Here is a 19,483-nt window from a genome sequence, read left to right as displayed (position 1 = left end):
TTGTGTTTAGAACTTATCCCACCAGCTCTTCGATGCTTTCGTGTCTCCTCCGATATCACTGGCTGCTTTTTGATAGGCTGCCGCATTCTGTGTCTGCTCTCCTAAAGGATAAGTAAGACGGGAGGGTACAAAACGCACATTCTGGTCTAATGAGCCGGAATAAGGTGCTATGAACAATGAATCGCCATTTGGCTTTTTGAAGTCCAGGCGCAAACGTTCAAACCATGCCTGGAAACCCTGCGGATACAAGGCCAGCCATTTCTGCGTGCCGATCACATTTTTCCAGTCTCCCGCTGTGTAAGGCACTGAGGCAATGTATTCATCAACACCGCTGGTAACTTCCCAATAAGCCATAGATGCCCTGATGCCGGTTTCATACCAGGTTGCAGCAGGCTGCCCCACTGACCATCCGCGGGCTGCCGCTTCTGCCAGAATAAAGGCCACTTCCGGATATGTCATCAGAATGCCCGGCATGGTGGCTGAATATATCTGTGTGCCAGGATAGGAATAATTATCAGGCGCTAATCTGCCTGGATCATTTGCACTGATACCATACACCAATCCGGTGATCAGACCCGTAGCCTTGGCTGGTCTTGCATATATACCGAGGCGCGGATCATTGGTGCTCTTCATATAATCTACCAACGTTGTGCTCACGAAGAAGTCCAGCACTTCCCTTTCTGAATCATTCAGTGGAAACTTATTCGGCGCTGCGTCAAGATAGGCGAATTGTGCGTTGTCATCATTGCTGGCCATCGCTGCCTGGTAATTGGCTTCAATAACAGCTTTTGCCTTTTCGGGCGCTGCATCTGCAACCCGAATAGCTAAGCGGAGCAGTAAAGAATGTGCTAATGTCCGCCATTTGGTTACATCACCATTGTAGATCACGTCACCAGTAGTGAACGTAGGCTGTGCCGGATCTAATGCAGTGATCTGCTGCTGCAATGTATCAATGAGGGAAGTATAGATTGATTCCTGGCTGTCGTATGCAGGTGTAATATTCTCACCCTCTTTTAATGCCTGTGAGTAAGGAACATTCACGTAGCTATCTGTCAGTATCTGATACAACCACACTTTTAATATACCCGCAATCGCATTCTGATTTTTAGCTGCCGGATTATTACCGCTTTCATTGTTAAGTGCAATGAGCTTGTCCAGGTTATGCAGCGATACATACATGAAATTCCAGAAGGCCGTATTGTTGTTTTCATCAATTGCATACTGGCTGTCTCCTACTCTTGAATTGCCAGACCAGTATTGTGCATAATGCATACCGATATAGCCATTCTGCAGTGTACTGTAGAGATAGTCCATGGCATTTTTCTCTGCGCCGGTCAGCAGATACGCAGGAGACGTAGTAGTAGGCTTGGTAGGATCGTGATTAATGTCATCCAGCTTTTTACACCCTGCCATCGTCACGAAGATGAACAATACCGGCCACGCATATATTAAGAATCTTTTCAGCATTGAATTCAGTTTTAGAATGAAACACTCAGGTTAACACCATAAGAACGCAGTGAAGGCAATGCACCACCTTCAATACCCTGAATATTGGATGATGAGTTCAGGATATTGGAAGGATCCACATTCGGCGCATTGGATTTGATCAGCCAGAGGTTACGGCCATACAAAGAAAGACGTGCGCTTTGTGCATGCACTTTTTTGGACCATGACTCAGGCAGGTTATATCCCAGCTTAACCTCACGCAGATAGATGTAACTAGCATCATACAGATTGGCCTTGCTCAGCGTTTTACCTTCATTGTTCTGGAAATACGTCGCAGCATCCAATACGACTTCATTAGGCCTGCCTTCTTCAGTTACACCTTCAGCAATAATACCTTTTTCCCTCACTCCGTTTGCTGCAGTAATATCCAGTAAACCGGAACCCTTACCATACATGTTCGTGTAAGAGAAGAAATCGCCACCATGCTGGAAGTCTACCAGTGCTGACAGGTAAACGCCTTTATATGTGAATGAGTTAGTCACACCGCCCACATAATCGGGATAAGCGTTTCCGATAGGCACCGGATTGTTTGTGATCTTGTACAGACCGTCGGCGCCTACAATTTTCCGGCCTTGTGCATCGTACACATAATCAGTTCCGAGTATTGTTCCCATTGGCTTACCTACATAAGCTGCTACAGATACTCTGGTCGTTCTGCGGTCTGTACCGATCAGCAATACCGGCAGGGAGCTGTTATACTGGGGAATGTCCAGATTGAGCAGTTTATTACGGTTGCGTGCGATGTTCGCATTGATATCCCAGCGGAAGCCATTTTTCAGGCGGATAGGATTCAGGTTGAGTCCTATTTCAAGACCACGGTTCTGTACACTACCACCATTTACGATCGTATTGGTAAAGCCGGAAGCAGAAGAGATAGGCAGTGGAATGATCTGGTCTTTGGTGATCCTGTCGTAGTAGGTAACATCCAGGCCAATATGATCATCCCAGAATTTCAGGGAGATACCTGTTTCATATTCTCTCGTACGTTCTGGTTTCAGCGTCTTATTGTATTTGGTAGAAGTCAGTTGTGTAACAGGCAAATTGCCGAAGGGCGGAATGAACTGGTAAGTATCGTAGATCTGGTAAGGATCGGTGTCACTACCCACCTGCGATACGCTGGCACGTAGTTTACCAAATGTCAGCCATTTCCAGTCTTTTAACAGATCTGAGAAGACAAAAGATCCTGATGCAGATGGATAGAAGTACGGATTATTTTCACTTAACAGTGCAGAGCTCCAGTCTGCACGGCCTGTGAGTTCGAGGAACAGGAAGTTCCTGTAACCCAGGGATGCTGTGGCAAAAGCAGAATTGATCTGTTTTTCAAAGAACTCATCAATAGGCAACGCTGTTTGCAAAGAGTTGTTCAGGTTATACACACCTGGAATGATCAGACCCCCCACGGTGCTACCACCGGTAGTTGTCCATTTACGATGCATGATATTGCCGCCCACCAACGCATTCAGCTTAAGGTCCTTACTGAGTTCTTTATTGATGTTTGCAGTTAACTGATAGTTCATCTCCCTGGATGTACGTACACGTTTGATGTATCCACCCACCAGGTAATCTTTAGCTATTCTTTCTTCTTCCAGGGTATTATAATCGTCCATAAACACCCTGCCGCTGATCGTTAGCCATTTGCTTACATCCCAGTCAAGACCTGCGTTACCGAATATACGGTTGCGGCTGTCCGTTTCATAATCCATATAACGGTTCCAGTATGGGCCATTACTTGACGCCACTGCCGGGTCGCTCCAGGATTTTCTGTTCCAGGTGATCTGCGATCCATCTGCATATTGATATTCTTTTTCCCGCTCAATATCCAGCTGGCGTTGTCCGTACATGGTGAACTGCAGGGTTGGGTTTGGTCCGGTGAAGCCTGTGCCTGGCCGCGCTTTCGCCTTCATGGCAGTATAGTTCAGGGAGGCAACACCACGGAGACCTTTGGTTAACTCATAGCCGCCGTTAAATGAAAGGTTGTTACGGTTTAAAGACGCGTTCGGTAGTACGAATATCTGATTCATGTTGCCATATGAAAGACGGAAATAACCTTTATCGTTATTACCGGCCATGGCTATATTGTTGGTGAGGGTGTACCCCGTTCTGTAGAAATCCTTCACGTTGTTTGGCTGAGCCACCCATGGCGCTGTCTGACCGAAATAAGGGTTGCCCTTGTTCTTGTCCCATGACCAGTAGTGACGCACCATCTGGCCATCCAGTTTAGGTCCCCATGAAGCATCATCATAATATTTCACTAACAGATCATAGCGGCCTTTACCATCGTTATTATCGTATGTTGCATGCGCTTCATCAATGAATGCTTCCGGATTCTGATTGTAATAGAGGGTGTCAAACTTTCCACCGGTACCACCACCATACTCATTCTGATATTTAGGCAATACATACACTCTGTCCACCTGCGCATTGATGCTGTAGGTAACGCCTATACCACCAGACGCTTCAGGGCGTTTCTTGGTAGTGATCAGCATTACACCATTTGCACCGCGGCTACCATACAGCGCAGTAGCTGCAGCGCCTTTCAGCACGGAGATGTTGTCGATATCTTCCGGATTAATGTCCTGAAGAGAACTACCAAAATCATAACCACCACCACCATTCAACTGACCACCCTGGTTAGTATTGTTATTTATAAATGGAGTACCATCTACTACTATGAAAGCGTTGTTGTCGCCCAGGATAGACTTAACACCACGGATGGTGATTTTCGTGGAGCCACCCATGGAGCCTGTGTTGGTATTGATCTGTAAGCCTGGAACTTTACCGGTGAGCGCATTGGCGAAGTTTACTTCCTTTGCTTCCTGCACTGCGTTTCCACCTACTTCTTCTACTGCATAACCTACAGCACGTGTATTTTTCTGGATACCCAATGCCGTTACTACTACTTCTTTAAGTGCTTTCTGATTAGCAGATGCAGATGTCAGGCGTATTGCCAGCGGCTCTCGTGAATCAAGCGGGATCGACTGTTCAGCATAGCTGACAGCTGCGATTTTGATAGTATCGCCCGTTGATGCTTTCAACGTAAAAGCGCCATCTGCACTTGTGGCAACAGCTTCTTTTGTGGAGAGATTGACAACCTGTGCGCCGGGAATCGGAGTGCCGCCGGTTTCTTTTACTACACCTTTCAGATTGAACTGACCCGCTTCCTGCTTCAGTTTATTGGAATCGGCAGGAAGGATCAGTGCGGTATCACTTTTCGGTTTGGTCGTGTCAGTTGCGGTTCTGCGGGCTGCAGAATCGTTCTTCGGCCGGGAAGTATCGGACGAAGGAGTGACGACCACAGGTGATGTAGTTGCTGGTTTAGAAGTATCTTTTTTACCCGATGAAGAGGGTGTTACAACTACCGGACTGGTAGTGGGTTTTACAGTAGTATCTTTCTGCTGAAAGTTAACATTGGCTGTAATAGACGGCTGATATCTGGTTATCTCAGCGCTGGTTCCGGAAAAGGAGTGGTTAACGCGTGTGCCTGCTTTAACGGGTTTTACACTACAGAAAAAGGCAAAGCACAGCCACAACCAGTTGAGTACATGGCTTCTCATCTTATATAGTAAGATTTGGTTACAAATTTTTTTGAAGCAGGTGGCCGCTTCTATCTCTATTATGTGATAACTTCTCTGCTAATTACAATACAATCTAAACGCCTGTTACAATGAGCCCGGAACTGGATATTTATTAAAAATGTGTACTCACGCACGCTTCATGTAGTGATTAGTTGGCGGTCCATACGCGAAAGCGTATAGACATCAGGCATAATTGTACGCTGATTGTTATTTAGTCTGAGGTGAGAATGCGATAGTGATTAACATTTGTCATTCCCCCGTATGTACCCTGGCTATGGTTTCCGCTACAACAGCAATCCCTTCTTTTGCGCTGTATATCAAACACCTTGCCAACGGCATACTCAATGAACATGGGGCATATTGAGTACTCCTAATTGAAGTACTCTGCGATGATCTTATCTACTGATTTAATTGTGAGTAGTTCATCGTTGATGGCAAGCGCATTGGGGTGGGTATCTGTACAAACTACTTTTTTTATAATGCCACTTTGTTTGATCTTCTCAAAGCCATTACCCGCAAAAATTCCATGTGTCGTGATGACAGCTATCTCACATGCACCTGCCTGCAGATATGCTTCTGCGGCGTGAAGCAGTGAGCCGCCAGTACGGATCATATCATCGTAAATGATAACCAGCTTATCCTGTACATCTGCACTGATAGCAGTGATGTGTGTTTCTTCTCCTGAGATACGTTTCTTGAAAACGAAAGCTGCTGAAACGTGCAGATCATTAGCCAGTGATTCTACCCATTTCGCGCGGCCGGCATCTGTACTGGCCAGCACAAATGGACGATTGCCGGCTATTTCCAGTGCAGCTTCTTTTACGAGGTCCTTGCCATATAAATGCACAGGACGGATAGCACTCTCAAAGTAGTAAGTAATGCCGTCTACATGGAGGTCCATCATCAACACTTTGTTACCCGAACTGGTAGGAGGCAGGGCGGAAAACAATAAGGCCCTGGTTTTGGCTTTTACGATCTCTCCTTTCTTTACAGCCCGTTCCATCGTTGAATAGCCGAAAAACGGGATCACAATATTAATGGCGCATGCTCCTTCCTGTATACAGCCATGAGCAATATCAAAAAGTTCTAATGTTTCCTTATCGTCAATAGTGCCCCCCACCAGGATCACCTCTTTGTTTGCCACTTTACTTGTTATCCGATGATAATGCTCCCCATCCGGAAAGTCCCTGATGTCCAGCACTCCTTCTTCCCATTCCGGCATAAGGGATAATAACCTGTCTTTCAGATATTGATAACGCTGCGTAGCAAATAAGATCCTGTGAGGCATACTCTTTGAAATAAGGAATAAAGATAATAATATAGTTTTTACATACAGATGATCGGGTCCGGGAATGGACAATTTATTTGCCGTTCGGCATGAACTGTTGAGTTATTAGAAATAAAAATCCTAAGTTTAATGCTTGTTTCCTATAAACTATGGACTGTAGTCTGTCGGTAGAGAACTATTTTTTAACTTTTCATTTGCGCTGGGAAAACTAAATTTGAGCGATGCCTAGACGAATTATACAACTTTCCGGTTGCATCGGAGCACTGTTTTTGTACCTGTTATTCTTTCTGCAGCATGCCAACGCGCAGGTGAGGGTGTCAGGTATGGTAGCAGATGCGGATAACAGATCAGGACTGCCGGGAGTTACTATTATCAATAAAGCTTCCCGGAGCGGTACCATTAGCAACGAGAGCGGCCGTTTTTCCATTGACGCAATGCCGGGAGATACACTTGAGTTTTCAATTCTGAGCTATTATAGAAAGAGCCTTACAGTACCAACCACTTCCATGTTCATTAATGTCTATCTCACACGCCAGATCATTGGCCTGGGACAGGTAACCGTAGTGGGAAAGGACTATAAACGTGATTCACTTGCCACCCGTGAAGAATATGGTAAATATTTCAACTATCATAAACCGGGGGCAATGGATGTGTTAAAAACGCTTCCCTCCAACCCTATCACAGCCCTCACCTACCTGGTGCCCAGCAAGGCGCGTAAGCGTAAAGAGCACTTCCAGGAGCAGCTGGTGTATTGGGAAAAAGAGAAATACATAGACAACCGCTATAATCCTGAGCTTGTAGAAAGAATGACAAAATTAAGCGGAGACGAGCTGGATACTTTTATGCTGCGATACAGGCCCGGCTATCAATTCCTCCAGGATGCCACTGATTATGACCTGATGTTGTTCATTAAGGAAAGCTTCAAACATTATCAGCAGGACAAAACCAGTATGCCGGCAAAGAAGGAAGAGCAGGAATAATAAATCATTATCACGATAAAGTAAAAGAGCCAGTATCAAACTTGATACTGGCTCTTTTACTTTGGGCGCCTGATGGGGGCAGATAGTGTAAGTTTATTTTACCAGCGAACCGTTCAGTCTCAACAGCTGCGTTTCCGCAAGCTTAACATTATAGCGCGCGTTGATCAATCTGTTATACGCATCTTCCAGGCTTTGCTGTGCCTCCTTCATCTCAATCACTGTACTTACTCCCTGTCTGAAACGTTCCATAGCCACCATTACGTTCTCTCTTGCCAGCCCCAGGTTTTCATCTTCCAGCGTAACCGCGGTTTTGTAATATTCATAATCTTTGAAAGCGGTGGTCAGCGAGAGGTCTACTATTGTACGTGTATTTTCCAGCGACAATTGCTGATAGCCTACGTTCAGTTTAGCCGCATTTACCTGCCTTTTAACATTCAGCCCGTTGAAGATGGGAATAGTGGCAGAGAAGCCATAACTAAGCACGCCATTCTGGTTATATACAGGGCTGAATGAGTTCGTAGCTGCATTGGAATTGACCCTTGAATAGTTATAGGCAGAGTTGAAATTGATTACCGGAAAATAATCCCCTTTACTTTCTTTCAGCTGTAACTGAGACACCCGGAGGTTTTGTTGTGCAACCATCAGCCCCGTGTTCTTTTGCAACGCTTCCTGTCTTAGTCCGCCATAGGAAAGCTCCATATTCAGCGGAATGGTGTCCAGCACGTCATATTGTGTATTACCTGCTTCAACGGCCATCAGCTGATTCAATGTTGCTTTACTCTGATCTATGAGTGTCTGCTGACGCAGATAAGAAGCCTTTAATGCATTGTAATCGACTTTTGACTGCAGCCAGTCTGTTTTAGGTCCGAGACCTGTCTGAAATTTAGCGTCAGACAGTTTTACCCTTTCTTCAGATATGGACAGTTGCTCTGAAAGGTTGCGCAGTTGTTGCTTTTGCTGCACTACATTGTAGTAGCCGGCAATAATGTTAGCCACGGTGTTGATCACCTGGTCCTTCACGGCCAGCTCTCCCAGATCGCGGAGCGATTCCAGTTTCTGTCTGGTAGCAAACATCTTTAACCCGTCAAATAATGTCCACGCAAGACTGACATTGGCGCTTAATGTAGTGGCGTGAATGCCGCTGGTATCGCGCTTGCTGCCATTGGCAAATTCCTGTTTGGTCCGTGTATTGTTCCATACTTTATTGGCAGTACCATTTATACGCGGAGCGAAGGCCAGATTAGCATAGGCATAATCGTTAGCCGTAATGGCTGCATCATTTTTTGCCAGACGGATATCGTAGTTATTCTTTAATGCCAGGTCTATCGCCTGTTCCGGCGTAAGCACCTGCTGGGCATGTACAGCGGTGCCCAGTAATAAAGAGAAATATAGAAGTGTACGTTTCATTTAATTGCTGATGTTTATGCATGCACTGAAGTCGTCTCTGCCTCTTCTTCGTCAATGCTGTCAGATACAGGTTTCCTCCTGGATAAGAAGGTATACATGGCCGGTATTACAAATAATGTGAGGATCAGTGAGAATACGATACCACCCACGATCACGATGCCTAACGGAATACGGCTGGTAGCGGCAGCTCCCAGTGACATTGCGATAGGTAATGCACCTAGCGCCATCGCCAGACTCGTCATCAGGATCGGACGCAAACGCATCGCGGATGCCTCAACAGCCGCCCGGGACCTGGTGTATCCTTCATCACGTTTGTGATTCGCAAATTCCACGATCAGGATACCGTTCTTTGTAACAAGACCTATCAGCATGATCACACCGATCTGTGAGAAGATATTCCATGTCTGACCAAATAACCACAGGGAAAGCAATGCACCCGCAAATGCCAGTGGCACTGTTATCATAATGATCAGCGGATCAACCCAGCTTTCAAACTGTGCGGCCAGTACAAGATAGATCAGTACCAGCGCCAGTATCAACGCGAACATTGTGTTGGAACCACTTTCCGCATAGTCGCGGGAAGATCCTGCCAATGCATACACATAGTTATCATTCAGTACACCTTTCTGTTTTAACCGGTTATAGATATCGTACATGGCATTGATACCATCGCCGATCGTTTTACCGGGTGCGAGACTTGCAGAAATGGTCGCTGATTTATAACGGTTAAAGTGATAAATAACAGGAGGACTTGTTTCTTCTTCTATCGTTACAACGTTATCCAGCTGAATAGCTTCACCGCGGATGTTACGCACATATATATTCTGCAGGTCGGTAGGTTTATCGCGGCTGCCACGATATACCTGTCCCATTACCTGGTATTGTTTACCGTTACGTATGAAGTATCCATAACGCAGGTTACTGAGCGCCAGCTGTAAGGTTTGTGAAATATCATCTACAGATACACCCAGTTCGCTTGCTTTGGCGCGGTTGATCTGGATACGCAGCTCCGGTTTATTAAATTTCAGGTCTACGTCAACTGCTGCGAAAGTAGGATCGTTGTTCGCTTCTTCCAGGAATTGCGGCAGCGCTGAAGACAGACTGTCGAAGTTGATATGCTGTAACACGAAAGCGACAGGTAAACCACCACGGCGTCCTACCTGTATGGTCTGTTGCTCGATGGCAAACACTTTACCTTCCGGGAATTTGAACATGTTACGGTTTACCATGTTCACGATCTCTTTCTGCGAACGCTGACGTTCGTTAGGTTCTGTGAGCACCACATTCGCAAAACCGGAGTTGGCCGCACCTGCACCTCCAAAACCGGGAGAGGTAACGGAGATAAGTATCTTCTTCTCAGGAATGGAATCGTTCATGAACTGTGTAAGGCTATCCATGTACTTTTCCATATAATCGTACGCAGTTCCTTCGGGAGCCGTAATGGACAAGCGGAACTGACTGCGGTCTTCTATAGGCGCCAGTTCGGACTGCAGATTTCTGAACATGAGCAGGATCAGTGCAAGACAGCTAATTACGATCAGGACAGCCATCCAGCGTATGCGCATAAATGCTTCCAGTGCCCGCTGATAGCCAGATTCCATACCTGTGAAGAAAGGCTCTGTCTTCTCGTAAAACCAGGAATGTTTATGTGTCTTACGGCCTAGTTTTACGTTCAGTACCGGTGTCAGTGTCAATGATACAAAGGCTGATACCAGTACAGCGCCTGCTACCACGATCCCGAATTCTCTGAACAATCTTCCCACAAATCCCTGCAGGAACACAATAGGCAGGAATACGAAAGCGAGTGTGATGGATGTCGCAATTACCGCAAAGAAGATCTCTTCCGAACCTTCCTTGGCCGCTTTCATACGCGGCATTCCTGCTTCAATCTTTTTATAGATATTCTCCGTGACCACAATACCATCGTCTACCACCAATCCGGTGGCCAGTACGATAGCAAGTAATGTGAGGATATTTATTGTAAAGCCACAGAGGTACATGATGAAGAACGCTGCAATGAGGGATACTGGAATATCCACCAGCGGACGGAAGGCCATGAGCCAGTCACGGAAGAAAAGATATATAATGATGATCACCAGCACCAATGCTACAACCAGGGTTTCTTCCACCTCTTCAATAGATTTACGGATAAACCTGGTATTGTCGATAGCAATGTTAGTGATGAGATCATCAGGCAGATCTTTCTTCAGTTGCTCATAACGTTTATAGAACTCATCCGTTATAGCCACATAGTTAGAACCCGGTTGTGGCGTCAAAGCAAGCGCGATCATTGGAACGCCGGATTCTTTAAGGATGGTTTCCTCGTTTTCCGGGCCAAGTACAGCCTGCCCCACATCACGGAAGTGAATCACATTACCATTTTCATTTTTGATGATCAGGTTATTGAAATCGTCTTCAGTATTCAAACGGCCAAAGGTTCGTACAGTCAGTTCTGTAGCGTTACCGGCGATCTTACCGGAGGGCAGCTCTACGTTTTCTTTTGCAAGAGCAGCCTGTACATCTGTAGGAGTGAGACTGTAAGCAGACAAACGGGCCGGGTCCATCCAGAGGCGCATAGCAAATTTCTTCTCACCCAGGATGCGGATAGAACTGACGCCGGGAATGGTTTGCAGCCTTTCCAGCAATACGTTGTTAGCGTATTCGGTGATTTCCAGCTGGTTGCGGACATTGCTCTGCACTGTCATAGAGAGTATATAATCAGAGTTGGCGTCTTCTTTTGATACCACAGGGGGCGCGTCAATATCGGGCGGCAGGTTACGGAGTGCCTGCGATACTTTGTCGCGTACATCGTTGGCAGCGGCCTCAAGGTCTATGCCCAGTTCAAACTCAACGGTAATGTTACTGGTACCCTGGCTGCTGGATGACGATATATTTTTGATACCGGCAATACCATTGATCGACTTCTCCAATGGTTCGGTGATCTGCGTTTCTATGATATCAGAGTTGGCGCCCGCATAAGAGGTACGTACGTTCACGATGGGGGGATCAATGGCGGGAAAATCCCTTACCCCCAGGAAGTTGAATCCCACTACGCCGAATATCACGATGATGATATTCATCACGATGGCGAATACAGGACGTTTAAGCGATAGAGAAGGGAGACTCATTCAAGTATATTTAAGGTCTGCAGACGATGGCCGGCAGACGCGTTATTATTATTAATAGTAAGACCTGTCTATTTAATCTCGCTGTATTTAAGTACCATTCCTGGTCTCAGCTGCATGATACCACTTGTAATAACAGTATCACCGGGGTTGAGGCCGCTGGTAACCTGTACATTGTCGGCATTACGAATGCCTGTTTCTACTATTACAAATTTCGCTTTTCCGCTGTCGGCGATGGCTACTTTTTTATCGCGTGTACCGGGAATAACGGCCTGTGTAGGTATCATGATGGCATCAGGCATATTTTTCAATGATACCAGTACGCGGGCGAAGGCGCCGGGGAATAGTTTACCGGCATTAGGCACCAGGGCTCTTATTTTAATAGTACGGGTGGAGAGGTCGATCTTCGGATCGATAGCATAGATATGACCTTTGTATGTTTGCTGATCGCCGGCCACCTTGAAGTCTACCTGATCTCCCTGGCTGATAGCCGTACGGTATTTTTCAGGAACGGAGAAATCCACTTTCAGCGGATCGATCTGCTGAAGTGTAGTAATAATAGTAGTAGGTGTTACGATAGCACCAAGGCTGACGTTCCTCAGACCAAGTCTGCCGGAGAAAGGTGCCCGTAGTTCTGTTTTCTGTAACTGCGTACGTGTATACTCAATATCAGCGCCGTATGCGCTTACCTGGTTGCGGGTAACGTCTACATCCTGGCGGCTGATACCATTGATCTTTAAAAGATTTTCCTGTCTTTCAAGGGTTGTTTTCGCCAATTGACGCTGCAGTTCCAGTTTCTGCAACTGGGCCTTCAGGTCCTCATCATAGATCTTCACCAGCAGGGTACCTTTGGTGACCTGGGTACCTTCTTTAAAAAAGAGACCTGTAACACGGCCGGTTATTTCTGCCTGTATCTGCACTTCTTCATTACTCTGCAGGGTACCGCTCGCTTCGATGGTTTCATTCAGAGAGGTGGTTTTAACCACATAAGCATCTACCAGCAGGTTTTTAGCGCCACCCGCTTTACCTCCGGCAGCCGCTTTATCTGGTGCTTTTTCTGCTTTTTTCCCCGGAGTAGTTGCTTTCGTGATAATAAAACCGATAATGACAGCAGCCACTATCAGAAATAAAACCGTCTTCAGGATCTTCTTATTGCCAGCCATGTGCTTGTATTAATTTAATATAGAAGGGATAAATCCGGGCAAATTTAATAAATGGGATTACTGCTAGGGAAGTTACAGTGTTAATTAAAGTTAATTGCGTTTTTCCGGTATATAGGTGGCTGTTTTGGCTGTTGAGTGGCAATAATCGCTTCCCCCGACAATAACCGCATATATATGGGGGCTGAAACCCCTTTTAGGAGGCTTTTTTACAGGAAATGCCCCATTGCCGTTATTAATAATAATGCCTGGAACCCTTGATGGGCCGTTGTTTCATTGGCCTACAACTAAAGTATATGACGTAAAATTTGCGTGCGTTCTTGTCAATTCAATAAAAATTATATTTTTGCACTCAAGTTTTAAACCAAAAACACTTAAAATTATGTCAGACATTGCATCAAGAGTTAAAAAGATCATTATTGACAAATTGGGCGTTGACGAAGCCGAGGTAACTCCTGAAGCCAGCTTTACCAACGACCTGGGCGCTGACTCTTTGGATACGGTAGAACTGATCATGGAATTCGAAAAAGAATTCAACATCTCCATTCCTGACGAACAAGCTGAAACTATTACTACTGTTGGCCAGGCAGTTGCCTACCTGGAAGAACATGTGAAATAATCCTACTTAATCAGATTTGTTTTAATGCAACCAAGACGAGTAGTCGTTACAGGTTTAGGCGCACTTACACCGCTCGGCAATTCTGTTTCCGATTTCTGGAAGGGATTGACGGACGGTGTATCCGGTGCCGGCCCTATTACACTTTTTGATGCTGCCAAGTTCAAGACCCGTTTTGCTTGCGAACTGAAGAACTTTGACGCTACCAATTTCCTGGACAAAAAGGATGCCCGCAAGATGGATCCTTTTACGCAGACGGCCGTTATAGCCGCTGACCAGGCCGTACAAGATGCCGGGATTGACCGCAATACTGTTAATGTTGACAGGGTTGGGGTGATCTGGGCTTCGGGTATTGGAGGTATGATCAACTTCTGTCAGGAAATGAAAGAGTTTGGTCAGGGCGATGGAACTCCCCGTTTCAGTCCTTTCCTGATCCCCCGGTTAATTCTTGATATCGCAGCCGGGCATATTTCCATCCGCCACGGCTTCAGAGGCCCTAACTTCTCAGTCGTTTCTGCCTGCGCTTCTGCTACCAATGCTATTATTGAGGCAATGCTGTACATACAGTACGGCAAAGCAGATGTAATGATCACCGGAGGATCAGAAAATGTTATTAACGAAGCCTGTATAGGTGGGTTTAATGCCATGAAAGCCCTTTCAGAAAGAAACGATGACCCGGCAACTGCTTCCCGTCCCTTTGATCTTGACAGAGATGGCTTTGTCATGGGTGAAGGAGCAGGTGGACTGGTGTTAGAATCCTATGAACATGCGACGGCAAGAGGTGCTAAAATTTACGCTGAATTAGCCGGAGGTGGTGCAACTGCTGACGCCTATCATCTTACCGCGCCACATCCGGAAGGATTAGGTGCGATGAATGTAATGCGGCTAGCCTTAGCAGATGCGGGACTGCAACCCCATGATATTGATTATATTAATGTGCACGGAACTTCCACACCTCTCGGAGATGTAGCGGAAGTGAAAGCGATACAACAGGTTTTTGGAGAACATGCTTATAACATGAACATCAGTTCCACAAAATCTATGACCGGGCACCTGTTGGGCGCTGCGGGAGCAATCGAATCCATCGCAGCTATTATGTCTATAATACATGGTATTGTACCTCCTACCATCAATCATTTTACGAAGGATCCACAACTGGATCCCAAATTAAATTTTACCTTTAACGTCGCACAACGTAGAGAAATCAACGCTGCATTAAGTAACACCTTTGGATTTGGTGGCCATAATGCATCAGTTATTTTCAAAAAATTTGTTGCTTGATTGTGTGAAATTACTGCCAGGATTTTTATATCGATTCGTTCCTAAAAAAAGGAGCCTTTACAAGGACCTTTACAATTTGCTGGGGTTTGCCCCGGGCAACTTCTCATTGTATGAAGTAGCGCTCAGCCACCGGTCCAGCAAGGAAAAATTCCTTGAAAGCAATGAACGCCTGGAATATCTTGGCGATGCAATACTCGGTGCTATCATCGGCGACTATCTCTTCAAAAAGTATCCTTACAAAACAGAAGGTTACCTGACCGAAATGCGGTCTAAAATCGTTAACCGTCAGCAGCTCAATGATATCGCTATCAAAATGGGCCTGCGTAAACTGACCATCTACGATAAATACAACAGCTTCCTGAAAATCAGTCAGATCTTTGGTAATACCCTCGAAGCATTGGTCGGCGCTGTATACCTGGACAAAGGATACAACAGGACCAAACAATTCGTACATCAACGTCTTATCGTTCCCTACATTGACCTGGAACAACTGGAGAATGTAGAAATGAACCATAAGAACAAGTTGTACGGATGGGCCAATAAACACGGTAAGACCCTGGAGTTCGACCTGCTGGAAGAACAAATGGACAATGGCCGTCGCATATTCACGGTAGGCGCCGTAGTAGATGGTGAACTGATCTGCAGTGGCAAAGCCTTCAATAAAAAGGACGCCAGCCAGATAGCCGCCCAGCAGGCCATAGAACTGTTAGGGCTCGGCGAGAAATAATCTGCCGCTTACCTGATCATACTTACTTCATACTCACATCATACTTACTTCACAGGTTGCCGCAGGATTGTTTTCATCCTTTCCGGCGCTGTTCTGTGTGGATCCGAAAGATAGATCTCGTGATGCCTGCCATTGCGTGTCAGGCCTTCCTTCTTTATAAAATCTTCCATCAGTTGTAATGTGGCCGGTTCTTCAGAATAAGGGCCCTTGTGCATGATCTGCACACTCTTTCCTTCTGCCAGTGCAATAAGCGACACCTGTTGCAGTAGCGGCAATTGCTTCTTCAGATAAGCAGCCTTTAATGTCTGCTGCACAACAGCATTGACCACATAATCGGGCATGCGGATCAACAATTGCCAATGCCATTCATCTCTTGGCACTTCAAGGTAATTGTCGGAGGTAACCCACCAGGTACCCTCCAGTTTGCTGACAGTAAAGTCCTGCCCGGATTGTTTGTATACATTTTTAATACTGTAAGCTGCAGTATAGAGCGCCTGTGTACTGGCAGCAAACAGAGGGCCATTGGGGTCTCCCTTGCCGTTAATGGCAATGTAATGACCGGCAGGCACGAAGATAAGCGCCGGCTGCGCCTGCGCTGTATAAAGCGCTTTGTGCAGCCTGGTAAGGTCTGTTTTTGACATAGACATTGTTTTAGTATAACATGGGTTGTGTTTTAATATAACATAGGTTGTATTGCGTTTAATCTTATGCGTTATAACGCATGTCTTTTCAGACAGCGTGAACTGGTGCACGCTACCAATGATCAACAATAACCAGTGGCACCATAGATGTAATTTCATCAGTAAAGCATTATTTTACTGATACAAAGAAAAACAGGGCAAGTGACAGCCTTATGTCAGGAGCGGCTGCGGGGTTCTAAATAATGTTGTTGTATTTCCGTTGCCAGTATCTGCATTCTCTCCGTGAGCTCGGCAGGGGCAATAATTTCGGGCGCGGCGCCCCATGTAAGCAGCCAGCGGCCAAACCATATAAGGCAGGGCGCCATAAAGGTCATTTCGGTGCATTCACCCACGGTGTGCTCTTCAATAAGACCATAATAGAATTTCTGGTCTCCTATGCGGCGGGCAAATGCAGCGGGGAAACGTACTTTCACCTCATAGGGTTGCGTGTCGTATTCTCCATATTTGTCTATATATTCCTTGAGGGTAATATGCCGGTCTTTGTCGTACGTTTCTGCGGAAACCGTCACGTTCTTGATACGGTCCATCCTGAAATTCCGGTAACCGTGGCGCAGACGGCACCAGGCAATGAGGTACCAGTTGCCAGTCATAAAAATGATACCAATGGGCTCTACCTCCCTTTTCGTAAGTGTTTCATTATGAAAGGCGAAATAGTCCAGCTGAAGTATCTGCTGTTTACCCAAACAGAATTGAATATCGGAAAGAAAGCGGTTGGGGAATTCTTCACCTACCGGCGGACGGCGGCTCACTACCGCAATATTGTCTTCCAGGGATTCAAGAAAGTCTTTCTCACTGCCTCTTAACACAGCTTTTATCTTCTGCATGGCATTACTGAATTCCTTCTTGTTTGACTTGTCACTCAGGTAAGCCATCAGCTTTTCACCGGTCAGCAATGCAGCGGCCTCTTCCCGGCTAAACATAACAGGCGGCAAATGGTAACCTTCCACAAGATAATAGCCAGTACCTGCTTCTGCACCCACAGGCACGCCAGCTTCCTGGAGCGCCCTTACGTCCCTGTATACCGTACGGAGGCTGATGTCGAAACGTTCCGCTATTTCAGCGGCACGCACTACTTTTTTGCCCTGTAGCTGAATAAGAATGGCAGAAAGACGGTCAATCCTGTTCATATGACGGCAAGTTAAAATAAAAATGAAAAAAAATCCTGACAGCGATTAAACTTCGCTTATAATACGCAGTCTTAGATACAACAAATATTTGAGGGAGACTTTTGAGAGCACGACATCAGTAGTGACAGACAAGAATAAATTGTTCTTTCCCTGGAAAATATTTCAAGAATTTGATGCTACAGTACAGAATATAGGTTAAATGGTAAGCCCCTGCAATTTCTTGCGGGGGCCTGTTTTTTTATCCCGGGGTTGAACCCGTTTTTTGGGATACGCCATTTTTGTCCCCAGGGTTGAAACCCCGCGCTACAAACACATCGCTCCTCCGGAGCTCATCGGCGCGAATGGTCCCGTATTGTTTAATACGCCTTTACCATACCTCCGCTATGACATTAAGTTGGGGTTATGACAATTCCCAACAAATCATCCATGGCAATAATGGCATTAAACGCGCCTGAGGCGAAGCATATAATTAAAGCCCAGGTTGCCATTATCGCCCTGATAAGCGGGGCCTCTAAATCATCATGGGGAGAGCGGAAGTAGCAGCGGTTTCAGATGGGAATGGCGGGCCTTCGGCTCTCCGGCGACACGACCGGTGCTGCTAAATTTGTATTCTAAATCCCATTCGCTTGACAACGCCTAATAACCATTCAGAGAGGCGCCGACCGCCATCCCATACTGAAACCTGGCTACTTAGCGTGAATAACCGCCAACTCGCCAGGCTCCCGGAAAAGACGGAACCCATACTGAAACCGGGCTACTTAGCGTGAATAACCGCCAACTCGCCAGGCTCCGGAAAAGACGGAGCCCATACTGAAACCGGGCTACTTAGCGTGAATAACCGCCAACTCGCCAGGCTCCGGAAAAGACGGAACCCATACTGAAACCGGGCTACTTAGCGTGAATAACCGCCAACTCGCCAGGCTCCCGGAAAAGACGGAACCCATACTGAAACCGGGCTACTTAGCGTGAATAACCGCCAACTCGCCAGGCTCCGGAAAAGACGGAACCCATACTGAAACCGGGCTACTTAGCGTGAATAACCGCCAACACTCAATCAAAATGTGACATACCCGACACCCCGAAAAGCACACCGAAATAATTTAAAACCATTAACTTATGATTAACAGTTGCCACACAGAATCATCCTATTTTTGACCCAGCAAAATTCAAATGAGTTTTTTAATGGTTAATTTGGGGAGGGCCTGATTTTCATCAGGCCCCTTTAATTTTCCGCCCCTTATCATTTAATTTTTATAGCTTGTACTTTAAATGCAATAGTCTGAACTGTTGTACTTTAAACGAGGAAAGTAAATTGGCGGGGTCCGAAAACATCAACCGTGCATCCATAGCGGACCACGAGCTATGGATAGCGTTTAAACAAGGAAATACAGCGGCCTTCAGTGAAATGTACCAGCGATACGCCGGTACCTTATATAACTATGGCTATCACCTTGTTCCTGATACCGCCCTGGTACAGGACGCCATGCAGGATCTGTTCGCCGATCTCTGGCGTACACGCCAGAATCTCTCTGACACCAACTCCATCAAATATTACCTTTTCCGGTCTTTGCGCCGTCGTCTGCACCGGATGGCCGACATCAAACCCGTACCTGCCACTACTTCTTTACAAACAGAATCCATCGAAGAGCTTAAAATAAAAACAGAAGAATACCTCCTGCTGTTACAGCGTTTACAGCAGCTGATGTCCCGTTTGCCTGAACGTCAGCAGGAAGTGATCCGCCTTCGCTTCTACGATAATTTCAGCTGGGAAGAAATAGCCGGCATCCTGCAGATCAATGAACAATCTGTGAGGAACCTCGTACAACGTGCCATTGTCAAGCTTCGTGAAGGATGGAAATAATCCTTGTCGCCACAACTACATCCAGGGGCCCCCAGACAACAAAAGAGGAAGAAAAATTTTTTTCAGGAAAAGTGAGTTAAAATATCCCCTTCCTGCCTTTATCATTATAATTACTGTCGGAAAGGCATT

The 19,483-nt window shown here is 46.1% G+C and carries 13 protein-coding genes; 5 read left to right on the top strand and 8 right to left on the bottom strand.

Annotation, left to right across the window (positions count from 1 at the left end):
* Positions 1–6: 6 nt before the first annotated feature.
* The 3 genes from L3C95_RS01470 to prs all read right to left on the bottom strand — a co-directional run bounded on the left by L3C95_RS01470 (position 7) and on the right by prs (position 6,369).
* The gene (locus L3C95_RS01470; RefSeq protein ID WP_236384301.1) at positions 7–1,467 is read right to left on the bottom strand and encodes a SusD/RagB family nutrient-binding outer membrane lipoprotein; all 1,461 of its coding nucleotides are present in this window, start codon (positions 1,465–1,467) and stop codon (positions 7–9) included.
* Positions 1,468–1,478: 11 nt separating this feature from the next.
* Positions 1,479–5,060, bottom strand: a complete 3,582-nt coding sequence (locus L3C95_RS01465; protein WP_236384299.1) for a SusC/RagA family TonB-linked outer membrane protein — start codon at positions 5,058–5,060, stop codon at positions 1,479–1,481.
* Positions 5,061–5,451: 391 nt separating this feature from the next.
* Complete coding sequence (prs, locus tag L3C95_RS01460; RefSeq protein ID WP_236384297.1) at positions 5,452–6,369, bottom strand: ribose-phosphate diphosphokinase; 918 nt, start codon at positions 6,367–6,369, stop codon at positions 5,452–5,454.
* 221 nt (positions 6,370–6,590) lie between these two features.
* On the opposite strand from prs, the gene L3C95_RS01455 reads away from it, so the two are divergent.
* Positions 6,591–7,349, top strand: coding sequence for a carboxypeptidase-like regulatory domain-containing protein (locus L3C95_RS01455; protein ID WP_236384295.1), 759 nt, complete (start codon positions 6,591–6,593; stop codon positions 7,347–7,349).
* A gap of 93 nt (positions 7,350–7,442) precedes the next feature.
* Here L3C95_RS01455 and L3C95_RS01450 read toward each other — a convergent pair whose 3' ends face one another.
* The 3 genes from L3C95_RS01450 to L3C95_RS01440 form a co-directional block, all read right to left on the bottom strand.
* On the bottom strand, positions 7,443–8,756 hold the full coding sequence (locus tag L3C95_RS01450; protein WP_236384293.1) for a TolC family protein: 1,314 nt from the start codon (positions 8,754–8,756) through the stop codon (positions 7,443–7,445).
* A 14-nt stretch (positions 8,757–8,770) separates the two neighbouring features.
* Complete coding sequence (locus tag L3C95_RS01445) at positions 8,771–11,884, bottom strand: efflux RND transporter permease subunit (protein WP_236384291.1); 3,114 nt, start codon at positions 11,882–11,884, stop codon at positions 8,771–8,773.
* A 68-nt stretch (positions 11,885–11,952) separates the two neighbouring features.
* Positions 11,953–13,044 (bottom strand): efflux RND transporter periplasmic adaptor subunit, encoded by a 1,092-nt coding sequence (locus L3C95_RS01440; protein WP_236384288.1) that lies wholly within the window; start codon positions 13,042–13,044, stop codon positions 11,953–11,955.
* 379 nt (positions 13,045–13,423) lie between these two features.
* Between L3C95_RS01440 and L3C95_RS01435 the strand changes: the two genes are divergently transcribed.
* The 3 genes from L3C95_RS01435 to rnc are packed head-to-tail and all read left to right on the top strand — an operon-like array spanning position 13,424 to position 15,665.
* Positions 13,424–13,660, top strand: a complete 237-nt coding sequence (locus L3C95_RS01435; RefSeq protein ID WP_012788038.1) for an acyl carrier protein — start codon at positions 13,424–13,426, stop codon at positions 13,658–13,660.
* A 24-nt stretch (positions 13,661–13,684) separates the two neighbouring features.
* Positions 13,685–14,938 (top strand): beta-ketoacyl-ACP synthase II, encoded by a 1,254-nt coding sequence (fabF, locus tag L3C95_RS01430; RefSeq protein WP_236384286.1) that lies wholly within the window; start codon positions 13,685–13,687, stop codon positions 14,936–14,938.
* A 4-nt stretch (positions 14,939–14,942) separates the two neighbouring features.
* Positions 14,943–15,665, top strand: a complete 723-nt coding sequence (gene rnc, locus L3C95_RS01425) for a ribonuclease III (RefSeq protein WP_223233164.1) — start codon at positions 14,943–14,945, stop codon at positions 15,663–15,665.
* A gap of 44 nt (positions 15,666–15,709) precedes the next feature.
* Here the strand turns inward: rnc and L3C95_RS01420 are convergent, their stop codons facing one another.
* Positions 15,710–16,306, bottom strand: a complete 597-nt coding sequence (locus L3C95_RS01420; RefSeq protein WP_236384283.1) for a GyrI-like domain-containing protein — start codon at positions 16,304–16,306, stop codon at positions 15,710–15,712.
* Between the two features lie 215 nt (positions 16,307–16,521).
* Positions 16,522–17,493: a helix-turn-helix transcriptional regulator gene (locus L3C95_RS01415; protein WP_236384280.1), complete on the bottom strand. Its 972-nt coding sequence runs from the start codon at positions 17,491–17,493 to the stop codon at positions 16,522–16,524.
* A 1,312-nt stretch (positions 17,494–18,805) separates the two neighbouring features.
* Here L3C95_RS01415 and L3C95_RS01410 point away from each other — a divergent pair.
* Positions 18,806–19,354 (top strand): RNA polymerase sigma factor, encoded by a 549-nt coding sequence (locus tag L3C95_RS01410; RefSeq protein ID WP_236384279.1) that lies wholly within the window; start codon positions 18,806–18,808, stop codon positions 19,352–19,354.
* Positions 19,355–19,483 lie beyond the last annotated feature (129 nt).

Origin of the sequence: Chitinophaga filiformis, assembly GCF_021646545.1 — a bacterium.
GTDB lineage: Bacteria > Bacteroidota > Bacteroidia > Chitinophagales > Chitinophagaceae > Chitinophaga > Chitinophaga filiformis_A.
Note: the sequence above shows the minus strand (reverse complement) of the source record. Positions and strands in the feature narration are given on the sequence as shown.

What these genes read in the sequence shown, in the direction of transcription:
- L3C95_RS01470 (WP_236384301.1), bottom strand. Translation starts at nt 1,467, where the DNA reads ATGCTGAAAAGATTCTTAATATATGCGTGGCCGGTATTGTTCATCTTC.
- L3C95_RS01465 (WP_236384299.1), bottom strand. Translation starts at nt 5,060, where the DNA reads ATGAGAAGCCATGTACTCAACTGGTTGTGGCTGTGCTTTGCCTTTTTC.
- prs (WP_236384297.1), bottom strand. Translation starts at nt 6,369, where the DNA reads ATGCCTCACAGGATCTTATTTGCTACGCAGCGTTATCAATATCTGAAA.
- L3C95_RS01455 (WP_236384295.1), top strand. Translation starts at nt 6,591, where the DNA reads ATGCCTAGACGAATTATACAACTTTCCGGTTGCATCGGAGCACTGTTT.
- L3C95_RS01450 (WP_236384293.1), bottom strand. Translation starts at nt 8,756, where the DNA reads ATGAAACGTACACTTCTATATTTCTCTTTATTACTGGGCACCGCTGTA.
- L3C95_RS01445 (WP_236384291.1), bottom strand. Translation starts at nt 11,884, where the DNA reads ATGAGTCTCCCTTCTCTATCGCTTAAACGTCCTGTATTCGCCATCGTG.
- L3C95_RS01440 (WP_236384288.1), bottom strand. Translation starts at nt 13,044, where the DNA reads ATGGCTGGCAATAAGAAGATCCTGAAGACGGTTTTATTTCTGATAGTG.
- L3C95_RS01435 (WP_012788038.1), top strand. Translation starts at nt 13,424, where the DNA reads ATGTCAGACATTGCATCAAGAGTTAAAAAGATCATTATTGACAAATTG.
- fabF (WP_236384286.1), top strand. Translation starts at nt 13,685, where the DNA reads ATGCAACCAAGACGAGTAGTCGTTACAGGTTTAGGCGCACTTACACCG.
- L3C95_RS01420 (WP_236384283.1), bottom strand. Translation starts at nt 16,306, where the DNA reads ATGTCAAAAACAGACCTTACCAGGCTGCACAAAGCGCTTTATACAGCG.
- L3C95_RS01415 (WP_236384280.1), bottom strand. Translation starts at nt 17,493, where the DNA reads ATGAACAGGATTGACCGTCTTTCTGCCATTCTTATTCAGCTACAGGGC.